Origin of the sequence: Sporosarcina sp. P3 (assembly GCF_002743415.1) — a bacterium.
Taxonomy (GTDB): Bacteria; Bacillota; Bacilli; order Bacillales_A; family Planococcaceae; genus Sporosarcina; species Sporosarcina ureae_A.
Window position 1 is genome coordinate 168,114 of record NZ_PDZE01000001.1, and the last position, 21,507, is coordinate 189,620.

Annotated in this window: 19 protein-coding genes and 1 other annotated feature; of the genes, 15 read left to right on the top strand and 4 right to left on the bottom strand. The window is 39.5% G+C overall.

Features of this window, described 5'->3' with window-relative positions:
- The first annotated feature begins 547 nt into the window (after positions 1 to 547).
- The 5 genes from CSV61_RS00885 (at position 548) to CSV61_RS00905 (ending at position 8,919) form a co-directional block, all read left to right on the top strand.
- A complete protein-coding gene (locus CSV61_RS00885) occupies positions 548 to 1,813 on the top strand; it encodes a YbfB/YjiJ family MFS transporter (protein ID WP_158233744.1) in 1,266 nt (421 codons plus the stop codon).
- Positions 1,814 to 2,023: 210 nt separating this feature from the next.
- Positions 2,024 to 4,201, top strand: coding sequence for a PAS domain-containing sensor histidine kinase (locus CSV61_RS00890; protein WP_099637730.1), 2,178 nt, complete (start codon positions 2,024 to 2,026; stop codon positions 4,199 to 4,201).
- A 163-nt stretch (positions 4,202 to 4,364) separates the two neighbouring features.
- Positions 4,365 to 6,044, top strand: coding sequence for a sulfite exporter TauE/SafE family protein (locus CSV61_RS00895; RefSeq protein WP_099637731.1), 1,680 nt, complete (start codon positions 4,365 to 4,367; stop codon positions 6,042 to 6,044).
- A 298-nt stretch (positions 6,045 to 6,342) separates the two neighbouring features.
- Complete coding sequence (locus tag CSV61_RS00900) at positions 6,343 to 7,134, top strand: gluconate 2-dehydrogenase subunit 3 family protein (protein ID WP_158233745.1); 792 nt, start codon at positions 6,343 to 6,345, stop codon at positions 7,132 to 7,134.
- 27 nt (positions 7,135 to 7,161) lie between these two features.
- Entirely contained in the window at positions 7,162 to 8,919 is a 1,758-nt protein-coding gene (locus tag CSV61_RS00905) for a GMC family oxidoreductase (RefSeq protein WP_083030845.1), read from the top strand.
- 78 nt (positions 8,920 to 8,997) lie between these two features.
- On the opposite strand, the gene CSV61_RS00910 is transcribed toward CSV61_RS00905, so the two are convergent.
- A complete protein-coding gene (locus CSV61_RS00910; RefSeq protein WP_099637733.1) occupies positions 8,998 to 9,696 on the bottom strand; it encodes a pseudouridine synthase in 699 nt (232 codons plus the stop codon).
- A gap of 224 nt (positions 9,697 to 9,920) precedes the next feature.
- On the opposite strand from CSV61_RS00910, the gene CSV61_RS00915 reads away from it, so the two are divergent.
- From CSV61_RS00915 to CSV61_RS00930, 4 genes are all read left to right on the top strand, one after another.
- Positions 9,921 to 10,442 (top strand): GNAT family N-acetyltransferase, encoded by a 522-nt coding sequence (locus CSV61_RS00915; RefSeq protein ID WP_099637734.1) that lies wholly within the window; start codon positions 9,921 to 9,923, stop codon positions 10,440 to 10,442.
- Between the two features lie 212 nt (positions 10,443 to 10,654).
- Positions 10,655 to 10,855 (top strand): cold-shock protein, encoded by a 201-nt coding sequence (locus CSV61_RS00920; protein WP_029054604.1) that lies wholly within the window; start codon positions 10,655 to 10,657, stop codon positions 10,853 to 10,855.
- A 103-nt stretch (positions 10,856 to 10,958) separates the two neighbouring features.
- On the top strand, positions 10,959 to 11,441 hold the full coding sequence (locus CSV61_RS00925; protein ID WP_099637735.1) for a peptide-methionine (S)-S-oxide reductase: 483 nt from the start codon (positions 10,959 to 10,961) through the stop codon (positions 11,439 to 11,441).
- Positions 11,442 to 11,564: 123 nt separating this feature from the next.
- The gene (locus CSV61_RS00930) at positions 11,565 to 13,373 is read left to right on the top strand and encodes a M3 family oligoendopeptidase (RefSeq protein WP_099637736.1); all 1,809 of its coding nucleotides are present in this window, start codon (positions 11,565 to 11,567) and stop codon (positions 13,371 to 13,373) included.
- A 54-nt stretch (positions 13,374 to 13,427) separates the two neighbouring features.
- Here the strand turns inward: CSV61_RS00930 and brnQ are convergent, their stop codons facing one another.
- The 3 genes from brnQ to CSV61_RS00945 all read right to left on the bottom strand — a co-directional run bounded on the left by brnQ (position 13,428) and on the right by CSV61_RS00945 (position 16,666).
- The gene (gene brnQ / locus CSV61_RS00935; RefSeq protein WP_099637737.1) at positions 13,428 to 14,729 is read right to left on the bottom strand and encodes a branched-chain amino acid transport system II carrier protein; all 1,302 of its coding nucleotides are present in this window, start codon (positions 14,727 to 14,729) and stop codon (positions 13,428 to 13,430) included.
- A 238-nt stretch (positions 14,730 to 14,967) separates the two neighbouring features.
- Positions 14,968 to 15,219, bottom strand: a binding site (T-box leader).
- A gap of 207 nt (positions 15,220 to 15,426) precedes the next feature.
- Positions 15,427 to 16,074: an anthrone oxygenase family protein gene (locus tag CSV61_RS00940; RefSeq protein ID WP_233193467.1), complete on the bottom strand. Its 648-nt coding sequence runs from the start codon at positions 16,072 to 16,074 to the stop codon at positions 15,427 to 15,429.
- A gap of 31 nt (positions 16,075 to 16,105) precedes the next feature.
- Positions 16,106 to 16,666: a TetR/AcrR family transcriptional regulator gene (locus CSV61_RS00945; protein ID WP_099637738.1), complete on the bottom strand. Its 561-nt coding sequence runs from the start codon at positions 16,664 to 16,666 to the stop codon at positions 16,106 to 16,108.
- Positions 16,667 to 16,930: 264 nt separating this feature from the next.
- Between CSV61_RS00945 and CSV61_RS00950 the strand changes: the two genes are divergently transcribed.
- The 6 genes from CSV61_RS00950 to CSV61_RS00975 all read left to right on the top strand — a co-directional run bounded on the left by CSV61_RS00950 (position 16,931) and on the right by CSV61_RS00975 (position 21,461).
- Positions 16,931 to 17,854 (top strand): DsbA family protein, encoded by a 924-nt coding sequence (locus CSV61_RS00950; RefSeq protein ID WP_199173570.1) that lies wholly within the window; start codon positions 16,931 to 16,933, stop codon positions 17,852 to 17,854.
- 2 nt (positions 17,855 to 17,856) lie between these two features.
- Positions 17,857 to 18,162 carry a monooxygenase gene (locus tag CSV61_RS00955; RefSeq protein WP_099637740.1) on the top strand — a complete coding sequence of 102 codons (306 nt, stop codon included), beginning with the start codon at positions 17,857 to 17,859 and terminating at the stop codon, positions 18,160 to 18,162.
- A 96-nt stretch (positions 18,163 to 18,258) separates the two neighbouring features.
- The gene (locus CSV61_RS00960) at positions 18,259 to 19,008 is read left to right on the top strand and encodes a pirin family protein (protein WP_083030867.1); all 750 of its coding nucleotides are present in this window, start codon (positions 18,259 to 18,261) and stop codon (positions 19,006 to 19,008) included.
- Positions 19,009 to 19,186: 178 nt separating this feature from the next.
- Positions 19,187 to 20,170, top strand: a complete 984-nt coding sequence (locus CSV61_RS00965; protein WP_099637742.1) for a ring-cleaving dioxygenase — start codon at positions 19,187 to 19,189, stop codon at positions 20,168 to 20,170.
- A 16-nt stretch (positions 20,171 to 20,186) separates the two neighbouring features.
- Positions 20,187 to 20,783, top strand: a complete 597-nt coding sequence (locus tag CSV61_RS00970; RefSeq protein WP_099637743.1) for an NADPH-dependent FMN reductase — start codon at positions 20,187 to 20,189, stop codon at positions 20,781 to 20,783.
- 153 nt (positions 20,784 to 20,936) lie between these two features.
- The gene (locus tag CSV61_RS00975; protein ID WP_099637744.1) at positions 20,937 to 21,461 is read left to right on the top strand and encodes a YceI family protein; all 525 of its coding nucleotides are present in this window, start codon (positions 20,937 to 20,939) and stop codon (positions 21,459 to 21,461) included.
- The last annotated feature ends 46 nt before the right edge of the window (positions 21,462 to 21,507 follow it).

A 21,507-nucleotide genomic window follows, 5' to 3' on the forward strand; every position in this document is an offset into this window, starting at 1 on the left:
GCGCTGTTGCTAGAAGTCGTGACGATACGGCTTGTGGCGTCAGCGTTTTTTAGAATGGATTAGTAAAAATGGGTTATGTTACAGCACTCGCTATCGTGCTGGCGGATGGCCATCGTTTGGTTATGGCCATTTTCTTAACGCGTATTTATCGATAGAACAACTTAGTAGTTGATCGTAAGTGGAAGGTGGCGACTCCCGGAGGATCAGCGTGCGCCTTGAGACCCTGGACGTAGCGAAGCGGAGGAAGCGGCTCAAGCCACGCCCTCGGGAAAGCGTCCACCTGGAACGTCGATCAACGGTGCCATTCCACTCACGTTTCAATAGAATTACTAATAATATTATTATGTAAACTATAATGCACTTCATTACTAAGAAGTTGGAATATTCTATCATAAATGCTATAGTGTGAATGATAGAATTCACACAGTAGACATAAAGGAATAACCTCAGAAACGTTGCAAACCTACTACGATCCAACACCCTGACACAACTCTGAGTGACTACCATTATCGGAAACTTACATTGAATGAAAAAGGGTGGGAATCGTATGCTAGCTAAAGAACACGAACAAAATATTTGGAAATACGCATTCGCAAGCGTCGCCGTCACCGTAAGTTCTCTCGGCTTTGGACGAATGTCTTATGGAATCCTTATGCCTTTCATGAAGGAAAGCCTTGCCATGTCCTATAAACAAGCAGGACTGCTCGCAACGACGGTATCAATCGGCTATTTACTGATGGTAATCTTTGTTGGATTGCTCGTGACTAAATACGGGGCGAAAAAACTCGTGATTTTTGGAACGGGGCTCGTTTCATTTGGACTATTTATGCTTTCATTCGTCGCTAGTTATGGTTGGACTCTTTTCTATATGCTACTGCTCGGAATAGGAACTGCTTTTACCTATACGCCGCTCATCACGATACTCGTCGGTTGGTTCCCAAGAAAGCGCGGTATGCTGATCGGATTTCTCGTTAGTGGATTGGGGCTAGGAACGCTCATTTCGAGTGCGTTAATTCCGTTTTTCACTACATGGTTTGGCGATATGGGGTGGCGCTATCTATGGTTTTTCTATGGGGCTGTGTCGATAGTTTCGATAATAATTGCGATAATCATTTTACGTGATCCGCCCATCCCGTTACTACCAAAAGAAACGCAGAAACGCTCATTTTGGACGAAAGTATACTTAGATAAACGCGTACTTCGTGTCGCCTTCATTTACGGACTCGTTGGCTTTGCTTATTTGGTGCCACAAAGCTTCTTGTTCAGCTATATTCTCGAAGTGGGATTGACGAAATTCCAAGCAGGTCAGATTATGGCAATTAGCGGAATCATGGCGATCTTCAGTGGTCCGTTATGGGGCGGTGTTTCTGACCGCATCGGACGAAAATCTGCGTTGCTAGCTACACTCGGAATTGGTGCAGTGTCACTCATCATTCCTGTGATTATCCCGGTGTATAGTGGATTGATCGTTAGTCAATTCCTATGGGGTGCGACAATTGTCGGGATGCTGTCGCTTTGCCAAGCGTTATCTACAGAACAAGTCCATCCGACATACGCACCGGTTGCACTAGGCTATGTAACGTTTTTCTTTGCGGCAGGACAATTGCTTGGGCCCGGCATCGGTGGTTGGATTATCGACCGCTTCGAGCAAATACCGCTCGCATTAATTATGTGCAGTGTCCTACTCGCCTTGGCGTTCTTGCTGACGATTCGAATGAATGCACATGCAGCGGATGAAGATGTGACGGAATTGGAAGCGAAGCCCGTGTTGGCTACATTTTGTAAGAAAGAAGCTTCTACGAAGGAAGTATAAAAGAGCATTGCTTTCATAATGTGTATTTTTTAATAAAGTACATGAGCCCGACAACAGCAAATTTGTAAAAATAGAAGGTACCAGCATCCCATAATTGGAGGGATCTGGTACCTTTTCAACTCGTTTAATGGTATAATAAGTAAACTTGATTTGAATACTTCGAACCACTACCAAAGAGCAGTAAAGTATAAAATATGGAGGTGAGAGATTATGAAAAATGACGTAGAGAGAGTAGCTAAAAACCCACATCTATATACTAAAGACAATATAATTCATTACGTGAGCAATGGGTTCCTGGAATTGACTGGATATAAAGAGTGTGATGTATTAGGAAAATCCCTTATTGATATAGACGCATTATTACGATCTGAACACCAAATATCTATTCAGGAGATTAAAGCGACAGATTATGTATATATTTTCACTAGTAATAATTTGCCAATGGAAGTTGAAATAAGTATTGAAATCGTAAATAATGCAGACGTTAAAGTCTATTACTTTAAAGAGATGAAAGATTCAGCATTAAAATTTACATTGGATAACTTTGTTTGTACTGATACGTATAAAAATGGATCTGTAGCGATATTTAGCTATCCCGATGGTATTCTACTACAACATGACGAGAACTATATTCATACATTGTCCTTAATGCACATGATTTCGGAAAAACCACTAGGTAAACATCCTTCATTTTCGAATAATATTTTAGATTTATTAAAACAAGGCACTTCTCTCCATGAATTTGAGGTAGAATCCAAAGGTTCTAATGGAGTAGCGACTTATTGGGATATAAATGTAAAAATGATATGTGGAGATCAAAACAACAAGTATGTAATACTTTCTATTTACCATGTGCCAGACATGACCCGTGAAAGAAAATTTACGACTAAACAAAGATGCGAAATGGAACTAATAGTTAGCAATACACCGAATGTTGAAAATACCATAGATACCGTGGACAATATGTCAAATAGTATAAATGACATAGATAAAGACGGACGACATACGCATATAAATCAAGTCGGCAGGCAAAACTTATCCCAACCTATTCCAGAGCAAATTCCGGATATACACTCCGTAACAAGTGAGTTTCTCACTACTTATGTTGGATATGATGGAACGCCTATTTATGATGAGCAAGGAAATATAGACAGTGGTATTCTAATCTATAAAAGTTTAGAAAATATTTATAACACTGAAGAATATAAAGCTTTGCAGGAAAATGTAGAAGATATTTCACTTTACTATGCGTCATTCTCTCACAAAGACTTCAAAATAACCTATATTAATGACTATGCATTTGAAATCTTTAAAAAAGAATTACCAGATGTACATACAGAATTAGATGTAATCGGGAAAAGTTTTTTTGATTTTTATAAGACTGTAGATGTAGATGAATTGATTAAAGACATCTATAAATCTATTGAAAACAAATCCTCGTATACACATAAACTTAGTTTTCGTGTAGATGGGACTACTCACTATACAAAAACCATTTTCCAACCTATGTTCAATCAAGATAATGAAGTAGAAAAGATTATTGCTTTGGGGTTAGATATATCTGATGAAGTATTAGCTAACAAAAGAATGGAAAAACTTCTTACAACCCAAGAAGAATTATTCATCAACACATCTCACGAACTAAAGACACCATTAAGTGTAATATTTAGTGGAGCTCAATTATTGAATTTATATTTGGAAAATGAATCTCTGGAAGATTGTAGAGACGATATTTTTAATATTAATAAAACAATAATAGGGAATTGTTATCGACTAATCAAACTCATCAATAATATATTAGATATTACAAAAATAGAATCGGGACTAAATGAATTATACTTATGCAATTACAATATTGTGGAGATAATAGATAGTATTGTACATTCAGTTTCAGAATACACCAAGTGCAAAGGTATTCAAGTTATATTTGATCCAGCTGTGGAGGAACTATTAATGGCATTGGATGTGTATAAATTTGATAGAATTTTACTCAATCTTATTTCGAATGCAATAAAATTCTCTATTACGGGTAAAGTTATATTTATAAAGCTAGAGGTAACAGATCATCAAACAGTAAGAATTTCTGTAACGGACGAAGGTATAGGTATAGCTCAGGAGAGTATGGAGGCTATATTCGGAAAGTTCATACAATTAAACAGGAGTTTAAATCGTATATCTGAAGGCACTGGGCTTGGTTTACCTTTAGCTAAGTCTATGGCTGAACTTCATGGAGGGAGTTTAACCGTAGAAAGCATTCTCGATAAAGGGAGTACATTTACTATTGAACTTCCTGTTAAGACAATAGATATTACAAATAGTAACCAAGAAGATACGACTGACATTGATCGAGATGAGATAATAAAATATGAATTCTCAGATCTATATTAAAAATGAGTGCCTATGTGAGAAACTTACGTGAATGTACAAACATCCATGAAAGTTTCATGCATAGGTACTTTTTTTATAAATTCAATAAACATGAAACGATTTCCTACCTGATCCGTATACATAGTATAAAACAAAATTTAGTAACCGGAAAAGAGTGTGGGATATGTTGAGTTTACTGCTATTTTCATTACTTGTAGGGGTTGTGGCGAGTGCAATTATCGTGCCCTTCCTCTCTGTCAATGATAAAAAGGAACTGTTGTCTTTTAATCGGTGGGTCGCGTTCGGGACACTAACGGTGATCAGTACGATTGGCGTATTCGTATTTTATTATGTGACGAATTTAGATCGCAACTGGACATCGCTGTGGGCATTGCTCCTCGTCGTCGCTATTTTAGGAGCAGTGGTTTCTCATGGTATGGAGCGCAAAGTCAAAATGGTTGTATCGTTGGCAGCATTACTCGTTGGAGTATATGTTTTAAGCGCACCTCTCTTTAACGCAGATAAAAAGTACGAAACTGTTGCGATGACGCAAAAAGTGGAAATTACTGCGTTTGATGAAACGAAAACGCCGGCTAGTGTGCCACCGAAGTTTGCACGGAATAAAATGAAAAAAGCATTTGGTCAAGTACCGGATACGAGCTATTATGAACTGGGACATTTACAAATTCAAAAAGTGAATGACGAATTTGTTTATATTGCACCTGTAGAGTTTTCAGGGTTTTTCAAGTGGTTTAATGGGAAAACGACGCCTGGTTATTTCACGATGAGTGCAACGGATTCTTCGGATAATCCGAAGTTCATTAAAACGGAAATGGCGTATACGACGTCTTCTTACTTCCATAAAAAAGTGTATCGTAAAATGCGTATGGAAATGCCGAATTTGATTTTCTATGGAGATGTTCAATTAGAAATTGACGATGAAGGCAAGCCGCATTATATTCGCACGTATGGAGAATTCATTTCGGCGCGTAACGGATTTAACGCTAAAGGAATTGTTATGTTGGATCCTGAAACAGGTGCTACGAAGAAATATGCGTTAGAAGATGTTCCGGAGTTTATTAATGGAGCGGTTTCACCAGAAGCGGTTAGTCTTCAAAATAGCTATTTCGGGAATTATATTCATGGTTTTTGGAATTCACTTGTTGGGAAAAAAGATGTGAAGATTCCTTCCGATGAAGGAACAGAAGCGAATGTCAGTCCGATCTTTGATGCGGATGGACATATGTATTACTTCACGGATTTCACTAGTCCAAAAGAAGGTGTCGATTCCATGCTTGGCTATGCATTAACCGATGGTCGAACAGGGGAAGCGACGTATTATACAGGGGATTTGGAAGAGTCGTACATGGATTCACAAGGTGCGCTCCAGATTATTGAAAAGAAGTTTATCGAAAAGAAATGGAATGGTGAAATGCCTGTCTTGTATAACTTCTACGGTGAAGCGAGCTGGTTGACGCCGGTATTGGATTCGAATGGATTCTTGCAAAATTATTTCATTGTTTCCGCAGCGAATCCTGAGATTTCTGTATTTGCCAATTCACCAAATGAGGCGTTGAAATTGTATAAAACAGCACTTCAGCGTGGTGGTAGTACGGTGGATGGAAGTTCAGATGCAGAAGAAGCGAAAGCAACGATTACTGCGATGCGCGTGTTTAAGGAACGCGTCGGTGATTTTACTCTCGTTTCCATTCTCGCAAAAGACGGTCGAAACTTCCTTGTTTCATCGGAAGTCGAACCTCTTTCGATTTATGTGGAAGAAGGCGATCAGCTAACTGTGACGTATTTGGAAACGGGTGAGTTGTTCCTACCTGTGAAAGAATTGGTGAATAACAGTGTGAAATAAATAAGTGTGAAATGGCCTGGCAGCGCATTAGCGTTGTCAGGCTTTTTTATAAAGTAATCTTGTTATTTTACATGAAAAGACATTACATTTCCAAATTATCGAAAAAATACATATATTCATGCGGAATGTATTGAATAGCTAAATGAACTATGGTAAAGTCGGGGTGTTCTGGTGGGATTAATTATATATTGTCAAATGAGGAAGTCCGTTGTTAAATAGGACAATATTGACAATTTATATTCACTATGTTCATTTACTAGATGCTAAATTTACTAACTTCATGTATAGGGGTGATGAAATGGCTGATAACAATAATCCAAAAACAGAAAGCCATGATCCAGGGCGTAGAAATTTTCTGAAAAACACCGGTCTAGTTGTAGGTGGCGTAGCAGGTGGATCTTTACTAGGTGGTTTATTTACGAATCAGATGAAATCAGATGACGGGAAAAAAGGAACAAGCGATGAAACAGCCAAAGTGGATCCGTCCCATGCTCGGGTATTTTTCGGACGCTTTGAAGACTTTATCGTGCTGGCAGCGGCTACAGAACTGATTTTCCCTGAAGACGACAACGGCCCTGGCGCTATCGGTTTAGATGTACCGTATTATATCGATAAACAACTGGCAGGGACGTGGGGCATAAATGGCGACGACTATCGTCAAGCGCCTTTTACCAATTTGGAAGGTTTGAAGAAGATACAAAAAGATGATGAAAAAGTCAATCATGCACGAGCGAACCGAGGAAAAATTTTCTTGGAAGGATTACGCTTGATGAATGCAGAGAGCATGAAGCGCTTTGACGCTTCGTTTGACCAAGCAACTGAAGAGCAACAACATGAGATCATGGGCGATCTGGCAGAGGGAAAACTCGACATGAAATCTACTCCTTCAGACGCGTTTTTTGCGCTTCTTAAGCAAGCAACATTAGAAGGTGCGTTTTCAGATCCTTTATATGGTGGCAATAAAAACATGGACGGTTGGCGTATGAAAGAATTTGCTGGTGCTCGACCATCGTATGCAGACGTCATTGAAAGTGAAGAATTTGTTAAACTAGATCCCATTAGTTTGACGGACTATCATAGAAAGAAATAAATTCAACATTTTCAGGAGGTAGAAGATATGGCTGAAGAACTAAAAAAAGTGGACGTTGTCATTGTAGGTACGGGCTGGGCAGGTGGAATTACGGCTGCTGAACTGACAAAAAAAGGCTACAAAGTAGTGGCGCTTGAGCGAGGGAAAGAACAATCACGTGAAGATTTTATCGGAGCAAAAGATGAATTAAAATATTCCATTCGTTACGAAATGATGCAAGATTTATCCAAAGATACCGTGACGGCAAGAAGTAGTATGGATGAAACAGCGAAGCCGGTACGCAATAATAACTACGCACGTTTTGGGAATGACACAGGCGGGGCCAGTGTTCATTGGAATGGCGTAAGCTTACGTTGGTTACCTTACGACTTCGAGATACATAGTCAAACAGTTGAAAAATACGGTGCTAAAAAAATTCCTGAAAACTGTACAATTCAGGACTGGGGCGTTACGTACGATGACATGGAGCCGTATTATGATAAATTTGAAAAAACGGCTGGCGTTTCAGGAGAGGAAAACCCTGTCGGACCTCCACGTTCGGATAAATATCCAAACCCGCCTTTGAAGACTACTCCGTCGATCGAGTTGTTTAAAAAAGCTTCGACAAATCTTGGATACCACCCGTATCGTTTACCAGCAGCGAATATGTCTGAGACCTATACAAATCCAGACGGTGAGACGATCAATGCGTGTATGTATTGTGCGTTCTGTGAAGAGTATGGATGTGATTTCGGTGCCAAAGGTGATCCAATCGTTACGGTATTGGAAACCGCGAGAAAGACCGGCAACTTTGAAATTCGTAATGAATCTACAGTAACAGAAGTTATTCATGACGGAACGAAAGCAATCGGATTGAAGTATATTGATAACATCACAGGTGCTGAATATATCCAGCCTGCAGATATTGTCGTGTTAGCCGGGTTTGTTTTTACAAATAATAAACTATTATTAAAGTCTAAAATAGGCAAGCCATACAATCCGGAAACACAAGAAGGCGTGATCGGGAAGAACTTTACAGGTCACTTTAGTAATATTAGTACGTACATCGGTGCACGCGGCTTCTTTGATAATGAAAAGTGGAATTTATCGATGGGTACAGGGGCTCTGGGAGCAAAAGTGGATGACTATGCAGGTGATAACGTAGACCATACCGACCTGGACTTCTTGCATGGGTATGAAATTCGTTACTATCATTTAGGGCAACGTCCAATTGATAATAACCACGTTCCAGAAGGCACGCCTGCTTGGGGTAAAGAATACAAAGAGAAAAACTTGTTTTATCATAACCGCAGTTTAATCATTCGAGCGAAAACTGCTTTCCTGCCTAACCGTTATACGTATCTAGATTTAGATCCTACGTATAAAGATGAGCTAGGTGATCCGTTGATTCGTGCTACGGTGCACTATGAAGAGCAAGATATTAAACGCGCGCAGCACGGCGTGGAAACGTGTAAGGAAATTATGACAGAAATGGGCGCGGATATTATTGATCTAGTTGACGTGCCGGATGATGTGAAGTTTGACAGCAAGTTCTATACAAACCACTTCCTCGGTGGTGCGATCATGGGTGAGGATCCCGAAACATCTGCTGTTAATACGTATTCACAAATGTGGGATATGGAGAACTTGTTTGTGCTTGGTGGATCTTCCTTCCCGCATAACAGTAACCATGACCCGACTGAAACAATCGGTGCATTCGCTTATCGTGCTTCAGAAGGTATGATCGAGTACCTTGGCGGTGAAGGTGGCTTATTAGTAGAAGCTAAACAAACAAGCAAAGCGTAAGTTCACAACAGTATGTGTATGAATGTATTGTTATCATAGCCTAGCGTCGCCAATGCGATGCTAGGCTATTTATATACGTTACGATTTCAACTTCGCAATCTCTTCTTCGGTCAAGTAACGCCACTGACCGCGTTCAAGTGTTCCAAGCTCAATATGCTTGATTCGCACCCTTTGCAAATGCGTGACGGTATATTGAAATCGTCTGCACATTCTACGGATTTGACGATTTAAACCTTGCGTCAATAGGATGCGAAACGTACAGTCACTTAAACGCGTTACGGAACAAGGGGTTGTCGTTGTATAGCTTTTTGTTCTGGGATTATAAATATCGACACCGTTTGAGAGATCGTGTATAAACGTATCCGTGATTTTTTTATTGACAGTTACAACATATTCTTTTTCTTGCTGGTTTTCTTCTTTCATTAAATCGTTTACAATACTGCCATCATTGGTTAATAAAATGAGACCTTCCGTTTCTTTATCTAGCCGTCCAACAGGGAATAAACGTTCAGGATAGGAGACGAAGTCGATAATATTCCCCGCAATAGTAGGGGCAGCTGTACATGTGATCCCGCTCGGTTTGTTAAGTATCATATAAATATCTGGTGCTGTGTGCCTGATAGTGTGACCGTCTACTTCAACATGATCACCCTCTTCAATAAAGCAAATAGGGGACGCAATCTCACCGTTTACTAGCACCTTTTTAGCTGTAATATAGCGCTCCGCTTGTCTTCTGGAACAGAAGCCGGCAGAACTAATGAATTGATTCAACCTCAACGTGTTCGCTCCTTGTCTATCTAGACGTTTCTTTTATTATACCATGTTAGCTACTTCGCATAATGACCTCATGTGGATTGCTATGTAGAAGGGAATCCACTTGCAGCTTCATTTTCTTTACAGTATGTAGAAAACACACGGTTATATTATAATAATGATATATCATGCGTAAAGACGAAAAATATAAGTGAATTGCCAAACTTAGAGATCAAGAGGTGCTATCAATGAATATTAAATTCATACTATTAACCGAACCAACCCCCAAGCTTGTGAATACATTTAACCGATGGGGGAACGACGTGAATTTAAAAGCCTTGTCGCAACCTAATCGAAGTAAAGCAGAATTGGAACGGGAAACTTTTTTGACTATAGAAGATGTACGACATCGTTTAGAATACCAACATGTATACCTGAAGTATTTGGACAATCGGCTAATCGGTGAAATGAGTTTTACTGTCGATCCAGGTCATCTAATTAACAAGAATTCAGAAACGGCATGGATCAGTATTGTGATTGGTGAGCCTGCATGTCGTGGAAAAGGAATTGGTGTGATTGCTTTGGAGTATTTGGAAGAGCAAGTGAGAAAGTATGGTCTTAAGCGAATGGAGTTAGGTGTATTTGAATTCAATAAGCCAGCGTTGAAACTTTATCAAAAGTTAGGGTATCAAGAAATGGGACGTATAGAAGAATTCACGTATTATGAAGGAAACATGTGGGCGGATATTCGGATGGAAAAGTGTTTTTAATTTTTGAGCGAAGATCTTCGTGGTCTTTAATTTATATAATAAACAATTGAGTTGCTTTTTTATTTAATCTCTGTTATATTTAAAGAGTATTATCTTTGTTCTTTTTCAGATCGAGAATATATTTCATGGAAATATATTTTGTTTTTCGTCTAAAGTTTTGAGCAAGTATAGTAACTTATTGTGTGGACAACCGCACTAGGAGGCAATTAATTATGGAACAAGGTACAGTAAAATGGTTTAACGCAGAAAAAGGTTTTGGCTTCATCGAACGTGAAGCAGGGGAAGACGTATTCGTACACTTCTCAGCAATCCAAGGCGAAGGTTTCAAATCTTTAGACGAAGGTCAAAGTGTAACATTTGAAATCGAACAAGGACAACGTGGCCTACAAGCTACAAACGTTCAAAAAGCTTAATAACAGCTTGAAAAAGACCCTACTTGTGGGGTCTTTTTTTATTTGGTAAAATTTATGTATAACTAGTGAGTAGATCGATTGTTCACATGAGGGGAGTGTTAAAATGGAAGTAGTATACATTGCAGGTGGCTGTCTATGGGGAGTACAGGCTTTTGTTAAAACCTTACCCGGCGTGACACGTACGGAAGCGGGAAGGGCGAATGGATCCAGTCATACACTAGAAGGTGATTATGACGGCTATGCTGAATGTGTAAAAACAGAATTTGATCCTACAGTGGTCACAATCACGGAACTAATGGAGTATGTATTTGAAATCATTGATCCGTATAGTATGAATAAACAAGGAGCAGATGTGGGTGAGAAATACAGAACCGGCATTTACAGTGAAAATCCCGAACACTTGATAGAAGCGCAAGCGTTTATTAGGAAGAGAAGAGATGCGGACCGTATAGTGGTAGAAGTGCTACCGCTTACAAATTACGTGAAAAGTGCAGACGAACATCAAGACAGACTGGCTACATACCCGACTGATTATTGTCATATACCTGATACATTGTTAAACAAGTATACGAATGAAAGATCCTAACTTGAAGCTAAATTGATTAAACGTTCTGATTAGTGAGTTGATTTGTGATGGACTCAGTTGACAAAACTTTCTTATTTGCGTAACAAAGTTTACAGTAGAGAGATCAAAGGAGAGTGACATACAGTGAAATATTGTAACACGTGGGATTTAGATAGTATTTTTGCGGGCGGAACCAATTCAGAGGAAGTACAAACGAAACTTTTAGCTGTCAAAGAAGATATTGCTCTTTATGCAGATCAGTTACACGCTTGGAATCATGATCCGGCTACCGACGCCTCTACTTTGCAAGATCTATTGAAAAAACAAGAAGTCATCGCTAAAGGTCTCGGCCAAGTAGGAACATTTATCAATATGTGGCGTGATGCCTTTATGGATGATCCTTATGCAAGCGTTGTCAAAGGTCAAGTAATGGAGTTAAGCAGTGAAATTCAGCAATTATCTACGCTCTTTACTAAAAAATTGGTAGCGATCTCGGATGAGAACTGGCAAACACTTCTTGCAGACGAAACTTTACACGAAATCAGTTTTTCATTAAATGAAATACGGGAAGAAGGTAAACGTCTATTATCTGAAGCGGAAGAAAAGTTGATTGCTAAACTAAATAAAGACGGTCTTGCTGCATGGAGTGAATTGTATAATACAGTAGGCTCTACTATGACCGTTCCTTTTACAGATCAAGACGGTAAAACTATCGACTTGTCTATTGGGCAAGCGATGAACAAAATGTACGCGGACTCTGATGCAGAAGTGCGAGCAGCACTTTTTGAGAATTGGGAAAAGACCTGGTCAATGAATGGACCGATCTTTGCAGATATCTTGAATCATTTAGCGGGGTATCGCATAACGTTACAAGAGGTTCACGGAAGAGAAGGCCATTTAGAAGAGCCACTTGAATATAACCGGATGTCTGAAGATACGCTGACTGCGATGTGGTCCGCAGTAGACGCGCAGAAGCAAACATTTATTGAGTATCTAGGAAGAAAAGCGGAGCTATTTGGCATGGATCAGCTCGGTTGGCAAGACGTGGCGGCGCCGGTTGCGGTAGGCGAAACCAAGCCAACCCGTTTCACATACGATGAAGCTTGTGATTTTATTATGGACCACTTCGCTTCGTTTGGTCCAAAATTAACGAAGTTTACGAAACATGCACTGGAAAATCGTTGGGTGGAAGCAGAAGATCGTGCAAACAAACGTCCAGGTGGCTACTGCACCAGCTTGCCTGAATTTGAAGAGTCTCGCATTTTCATGACTTTCACCGGTTCACCAAGTGATACGAGTACATTAGCACATGAATTAGGCCATGCATTTCATAGTCACGTAATGAAAGATTTACCGGCACTAAACCGCAATTATGCGATGAATGTTGCAGAAACAGCGAGTACGTTTGCTGAAACGATTATTGCGGATGCTACGGTGAAAAATGCTGCATCGAATGAAGAAAAAATCTCTCTACTAGCCAATAAATTAGAAGGTGCTACCGCAATGTTTTTAAACATTCGGGCTCGCTTTTTATTTGAAGACCGCTTTTATACTGAACGTGCAAAAGGTATTGTATCAGAAAATCGTCTGAATGAATTAATGGTAGAAGCACAAAAAGAAGCATTTGGTTCCAGTCTATCCTCTTATCATCCACATTTCTGGGCAGCTAAGTTGCACTTCTTTATTGATAGTGTGCCGTTTTATAACTTCCCGTACACATTTGGCTACTTGTTCAGCTTAGGAATCTATGCAGAATACTTGAAACAGCCTGAAGGGTTTGAAGAAAAGTATATTGCGCTGTTGCGAGATACAGGATCGATGAATGTAGAAGATCTAGCGAAGAAACATTTAGATGTAGATATTACGAAAGAGGATTTCTGGGCAGCCGGCATTGCGTTAGTTGCCAAAGACGTAAAAGAGTTTATTGAACTCACGCATACCGTACAGAGGTAACTTTGAATGCAAAACTCCCGCTCCTTTTATAAGAAGCGGGATTTTTTATTTGCTTTACTTATGTTCTTTCTGGCTGAACTGATCCATTATGTAACCAACTACCGCTGCGACGAACGCCGGGATCGCCCACCCAAGTCCTTGTTCGAAAAACGGGATAATGTGTAGCCACTCGGTAACGCGATCCAAACTGTACCCCGTGCTAGTCAATACTTCGTATAACGCAAAAATAGTGGTAATGGATATGGAAAGCCGATACATCATCTTTCCGCCACCTACAATATGTTGGATTAAAGACAGAATGATTAACACGATAGAAATCGGATAAATAAATACTAATAAAGGGATGGCCAATGCTAAGATAGCATTTAATCCCAAATTAGATACTAATAGGGCGAACAATACAAAAATAGCCACATATGCCTGATAACTGATCTTCGGATATATTTCATTGAAGAATCTTGAACAGGCATTGATTAGACCGACACAAGTTGTTAAACAAGCCAGCATGACGATGATTCCGAATAAAAGTCCACCACCGCTTGGGAACAACATGCTAGCTGCTTCTGTTAATACTTCAGCACCGTTTCCAAAAGTTTGTTCTTTTGGAATCACTTTGCCAATCCATCCTAGAGAGAAATAGACAGTGGCCAATCCGATGCTAGCTATGATGCCAGCGCCAAACGTGCCTGTAACCAATTCCGACTTCGACCTTGATCCTTTATCTTTCAAAGCGTTGATCACCACAATTCCAAACGCCAGTGCTGCGACAGCGTCCATTGTGAAATAGCCTTCCAAGAACCCGTTGACAAATGGTGCAGAAGCATAATTTTCTTTTGGAGCAGAAGAAATATTATCAAATTTGATAAATGCTTGGACGACTAGCACTCCTAAAACCAATAATAGTATAGGCGTTAAAAATTGACCGATACGATCTACAATTTTTTTAGGGTTTAAACTGATATAGTATGTCAAAGCGAAAAATAGGATAGAAAATACAAGTAAAGGGAGACTGCCATCCACTTGAACTATTTGTTTAAATCCTAACTCATAGGCAACATTTGAAGCCCTTGGTATACCGTAAAAGGCGCCAATAGACATATAGATGATAATCGCGAAAACTATTCCAAACACTTTATGTACCCGGCTACCCATTGATAATAGACCGTTATCGGACAAGGCGATCGCCATGACTGCCATGAATGGTAGTAGAACGCCTGTAATGAGGAATCCGGTAATAGCAGGGACAAAGTTCGTTCCTGATTCTAACCCAAGAAATGGGGGAAAGATGAGATTTCCTGCTCCGAAAAATAAAGAGAAGAGCATGAATCCTGTGAATAGTATGTGTTTTTTACTCATTAGAGTACCTCCTGATGTTGATCTAGAAAAAATGAACGTATATAAGATTGAAATATAGTGTAATTGTAATATAGAATATTGAGACTTTGCAAAATATAACGTGAATTATGTCGATTATTTTATCGACACCGTTGATGTTGTCCTATATATCACTCCAATAATGATTTCGACCCTCTAGTGCAGTGGGCTTCTTCAATTTACACGTGTGTTTTTTTGCGCATAAAAAACTCGCCCCTTAAATAGGGACGAGTTGTACTCGCGATACCACCTATGTTTCAAAAAGCTCCGTAAAACGATGAAAGATCAGACTCTCAGTCATCGTACGATTAAACGTGTTCCATGTAACGTTGGAAATCCGGCAAAATTTACTATTTTCAACTTTGCATCTAAGAGATGATTTTCGGATAGGATCTGTCCATCGACTTTCACCAAATGCCGACTCTCTGTGGAACAAGCTTCCTATCGTACTTTTTCTCGTCACTGAATATTATATACTACAATACAATTTAACAGACAACTAGTTGAAAGGTCAATGCCTTTTACTATATTCGGAATATTATCACGACATAATTTGCTGGAATAGCGGGAATATTCATCCGTATCTAGAAATTCCTTACTTATTTTGCCTGATTCTGAGAAAACTCATCACTACACACCGACTTCAAGGGCTTTTTCTAGTTAATACGTTTCCTTACAATCAACTAAGTAGTGCCAAGATTAACGTAGAAACACTCAAAATACATGTCATCGTACGTACGTTGTTCAGCATGGTCCAACGGGATTCAAAGCGGATTCTTAATTCATTCCATGTAGTAGCGCTTGTAGGTAACTCTGCAGAAATTATGGCTTTATTTAACGGAAGATTTCCTAAGAAAGTGATCAGTAACGTAGCGATATAAAAGGTTAGCGCAAAAGATCCCAATAGGATTTGATTGAATTGTTGCGATGAAACAGCTACTACGACAAATCCGATTTGTGCTATGAGGGCCCCATTTGAAATGACGAGGAAAAGCGGATTGGCTACGGATGAGGTCAAGTGTCTAATGGCGAGCACGAAAGTACGGTCCTCTGATTTACGTAAACCCGGCATGACAGAGTTGGCATAGGCAAAGACGATTCCAGCCATCATTCCAGTTGTCAAAATAGCAAGACCCGCTAAGACTTTGAAGAGTGGCGATTCATTGTCTCGGTCTTGAACATTCTGAACTGGCAGCGATCCGTCATGTAAGGCAACGGGGTTCAGCTCACTGTGGGGTACGTGATCTGAAGCAAGAGCGATCGATGGAATCAGCAACATGCAAAGAGTGACTAAGACTGCACGAAAACCTGTATATAATCCATTCATAGGTATTCAACTCTCCTTTATTATGTGCAAGTTATGCATGATCGTGATTGGGAAGTAAATGAGGGATGGCTGTTTGAATAAATTCTTCTGGTGTAATTTCGTCACTCTTTCTTTTCCATTCTACAGAAGCTCCGTAAATTCCCCAACTTAAGATGACAGCTGTAATTTTCAATCCTTCATCTTCTTCTGAGTGATGTTGTTTTAACAGCATTCTATAAAAAATGATTTCGAGTTGTTCTCTAATATTCCGAGCAATCGTTTCTTCGTATCCTCTGTGACAACGATTCGATAAAGACTTTTGGAAGTTGGTGATCGCTACAAAAATGCTTGTGATCGCATCTTCATTTAATTCGTCTTGTGGATAATTGCTGCCATCCAAATTGATCCATAATACTTCAGATAAGACTTTTTCCAATAAGTCATATATATCTTCAAAGTGATAATAGAACGTCGCACGATTAATCATCGCTTCGGCTGCAATATCTGTGATGGTAATATCTTTAAATTCTTTTTTACCCGACAGTTCCATAAAAGAATCCATGATTAATTTACGGGTTCGTTGAATTCGTGGGTCAATCTTTGGTTGATTCATGTTGATTTCCCTCCTACTTTTTCAACAATTTCATCCATGTGTTGTATAAGCGACAAAATGGAGTTTCTATTGGTGTTGATCATTTTCATTATGTTATAGAATTATGTTGTAAGCAAATGATTAACTTGTGAACTCCTGAATACTTCCTACACGTAGAATACACAGTAGGAGTAAGCACGTTTAGCAACTTCATTCAAACGGACGAAAGTGGTCAATACGTATTTTACAGAAAAGGGGAATAATACATTGAAAAACAACAATCATATGATGTGTGATATGGAAACAGGTATATGTGGGGAAGCTGGAAGCGAGGAAATGGAAATAATCGATTTTAACCAGCCGGCAAAAGAGATTAATTTGTACTATGTGACAGATCCTATTTGTTCTCATTGTTGGGCGGTTGAACCTGAGCTCCGTCGTTTTGTTGAGCAATATGGCAGTTATTTCAACATGCACACGGTTATGGGCGGATTATTGGAAAAATGGCATGACGGGCCGATCGATCCGGGAAACGGAATTTATAAGCCGGCTGACGTCGCAGGTCACTGGAGAGAAGTTGGAGAACATACAAGAATGCCGATTGATGGTAGTCTAATGATTGATCATCCAATTCAATCTTCGTATCCACCATCTCGTGTGTTTAAAATTATTCAAAAAAACCATGGGGACGCACTAGCATCTGCTTATTTACGTCGTACAAGAGAAGAGCTATTCGTATTCAACCAAAATATTTCGGAACGCTCTGAAATGGTGGAGATCGTCAATACTCTTGGTCTTGACGGAGAAGCGATCGTCAATGAAGCGGAACAACCAATCGGACAGCAATTACTGAATGAAGACTTCGCTCAAGCTAGAAGTTTAGGCGCTAGAGGTTTCCCAAGCATTATTATGATCAATGCGGACAATAAAGGCGTGAAAATTGTAGGGGGTCGTCCACTTGAATCATACGTTGATGGATTAAAGAAAGTGCTAGACGTCGACACACTACAACCGAAGCCACAACCAGCACTTTCTAGCTTACTTGAAAAAGAAAGACTCCTTTTCTCGAAAGAAATTGAAGTGATGTACGATGTGGAAAAATCCGATGTCGCTTCCTATGTAGAGAAGGAACTTTCATCTGACGGTTATGAAGCAAAAGAAATGCTTGGAGAAATCTATTTCACTACTACTGAACCAAAAGGAGAATGATGATGAGCTATATTGTACAAGTCGATTTTAAAATGAATGGACCATTCGGAGAAGAAATGGCAGAAGCGTTTGCTGACTTAGCCAAAAGCATCAATGAAGAAGAGGGATTCATTTGGAAAATATGGACGGAGGATCCTGAAGCGAATGAAGCGGGTGGAATTTATAATTTCGAAACAAAAGAATCAGCTGAAAAATATGTAGAGATGCACACAAAGAGATTAGCTAGCTTTGGCATTATGGATATTAACGCAAAAATATTTGCTGTCAATGCTACACTTACTGCGATCAATAAAGGGCCTGTAAAATAAATAACTAGAAGTCTGTGTGTAAAACACGTTACCATACAATCGACTACCTTTTGGATAGTCGATTGTATTCTATATGATGAAATGGAGGCGTTACTAGTGTTACAAAAACTTGCAGCAAGTAAGCATGCCGTGCCGTTTAGAGGACCCTTCACCATTACACGCGTTCAACCAGGTGATATTTTAGGAGATACTACGACAGATACGGCGTTTGGTCCGTTAGCGATCATTGATCATGCAGTGATGAAAAAGGGGTTAACGATTAACATGCATCAGCATATCAATGATGAAATTTTGAGTTACATTAGCTCGGGCGTCATGCATCATCGAGATTCTGCAGGATTTGAAGCGCCCATTGCTCGCGGAAAATTAATGATGATGAATGCAGGTGCTGGGTTTTGGCATGAAGAAAAAGTAAAAGAAAATGAAGTGGAAATGCTTCAAATATTTGTGCGGCCGAATGAAAAAGATTTACCTCCAGAAATTCAATTTCATGACAAACCGTTAAACAATGAAGACTGGTATGTCATGGCAGGACCTGAAGGAAGCGAAGCCCCACTTTCTGTACGGCAACACGTCTACATACTAGATGCGCATCCTAAAGCGGGTGAATTAGTAGAGGTGCCAGCCTATGCAGGTCTCACTCCTTTTCTATATGTCATGAATGGAGAGATCACGATGCAGCATCTCACAGTTGGCAAACAAGAAGCGGTGACCGATGTAGTCAACCCACTCCCGTCGTTTGTTGCGAATGAAGATACTACTATCGTATTGTTCTTTGTGGAGTTGAATGCGCCTATGTCTATGGATGGAACTATTAGTGGATTAAAGAACGACCCAGCGAATTAATTAATAGAAATTTAAAGTGTTGACAATGAAATGCACCCGTGATATATTTATATCGAATTCGAGATAAGTTAATTCATTGCAAAAGGAATTGAAGCTTGAATGAAGATTTTTCTTTTTTTTACTATTTTATCTCGAATTAATACTATATGAAAATGAGCCAATATATAGGAGGAAATATATGAACCATTTAAAAGGAATTCATCACGTCACAGCGATTACGAGTAGTGCAGAAAAGAATTATGAATTTTTCACCTATGTACTAGGCATGCGTCTCGTAAAGAAAACGGTCAATCAAGATGATGTTCAAACGTATCACTTATTCTTCGCAGACGATCAAGGCTCTGCTGGAACAGATATGACATTTTTCGATTTCCCGGGGATTCCAAAAGGTACGCACGGTACGAATGAGATTTATAAAACTTCATTCCGTGTGCCGACAGATGCTGCACTTGAATACTGGGTGAAACGTTTTGAGAAATATGAAGTACAACATAATGGAATCGAAGAAGTTTTCGGTAAAAAGACGATTTCATTTGTGGACTTTGATGATCAACAATATATGTTAGTTTCTGATGAATTAAACGAAGGTGTTGAGTCAGGCACACCTTGGCAAAATGGTCCCGTACCGTTGGAGTTCGCTATTACAGGTTTAGGACCTATCCATATTCGCATCGCTGAATTTAAACAGTTTAAAGGGGTTTTGGAAAAAGCGATGTTCATGCGTGAAATTGCAAGCGAAGGGTCATTCCACTTATTCGAAGTCGGTGAAGGTGGAAATGGCGCGCAAGTCATTGTGGAACATAATGAGACGTTACCAGCTGGCCGACAAGGATTCGGTACCGTACATCACGCAGCATTCCGTGTGGAAGATACAAACGTATTGCATGAATGGATTGACCATATGCAATCGTCTGGTTTCAGAACTTCAGGATATGTGGATCGCTTCTTCTTTGAATCTTTATACGCAGCAGTCGCACCGGGGATCCTATTTGAATGGGCAACAGATGGTCCTGGCTTTATGGGAGACGAACCGTATGAGACAGTTGGGGAGATTCTTTCATTACCGCCATTCCTTGAAGGAAACCGCGCTGAAATTGAAGCAACTGTAAGGCCGATCGATACAGTACGTAGTACACGTACATTCGACAAAGAGTATTTGTAAGGAGTTGGAATTAAAAATGAGTTTTTTCAATAAATTATTCGGAACCAAACAACAGGAGGAAATAAAAATGACAAAATCAAACATTGGTATTATTTTAGGATCCACACGTGAAGGACGCGTAAGTCCACAAGTAGGCGCATGGGTGAAAGAATTGGCAGACCAACGTGGAGATGCGAATTACACGATCATTGATATATTAGATTATAAATTACCACTTTTAGGTGAAGCAGGCGGAGACGCATCAGGCGCAGCTGCATGGTCAGAAGTGATCGCAAAACAAGACGGTTTCGTATTCATCGTACAAGAATACAATCACTCCATTACGGGTGCACTTAAAAATGCATTAGACTACCTTCGTGTAGAGTGGAACGACAAAGCAGCAGGTATCGTTTCATACGGTGCAGTAGGCGGAGCGCGCGCTGCAGAACATTTACGCGGTATTTTAAGTGAATTATCTGTGGCACACGTTCGTGTTCATCCAGCATTATCACTATTTACAGACTTTGAAAATGGGACAGATCTCAAACCAGCTGATGTTCAAGCCGCTTCAGTCAATCAAATGTTAGACCAAGTGATCCCTTGGACGACAGCATTAAATACCATTCGTAAATAATGTTAGAGTATAAAGTTTTCTATATGGATCATAGTAATGGGACGGTTAAACTTATTTACAACTGATTCATATAGTATCAAATCAGATAAATTGAATTAGAGATAATTATAGTATATAATAATTTTAATATGTAAAAAAGAGGAGATTTTTAACATGACAAAATGGAATGTAGATGCAGCGCACACGAACGTAGGTTTTTCAGTTAGACATATGATGGTGTCCAATGTCAAAGGTAGCTTCACTGGAATAGAAGGTTCAGTTACTGGCGATCTAGACCATTTAACAGATGCGAAAATTCACTTCGAAATTGATGTGAACTCGATCAATACAAATAATGAAGATCGTGATAACCACCTTCGTTCCGCTGATTTCTTTAATGTAGAACAATATCCGACTATCACATTTGATTCGACGGAAATTGTGAAAACTGGAGACGATGAATACGATGTAACAGGTGATCTAACCGTTAAAGACGTTACGAAGAAAACTACGTTTAACGTAACACGTACGGGAGCTGGAAAAAATCCTTGGGGTGTAGATGTAGTCGGTTTTGAAACAGCGATAAAAATTTCTAGAAAAGAATACGGTTTAACGTGGAATCAAGCACTAGAAACAGGCGGCGTATTAGTAGGCGATGATATTAAAATCGAAGTAGAACTTCAAGTGAATCCGGCATAACGACTTGCGATTTCTTATTGTATAGAATTACTTGAACCGTGATCTT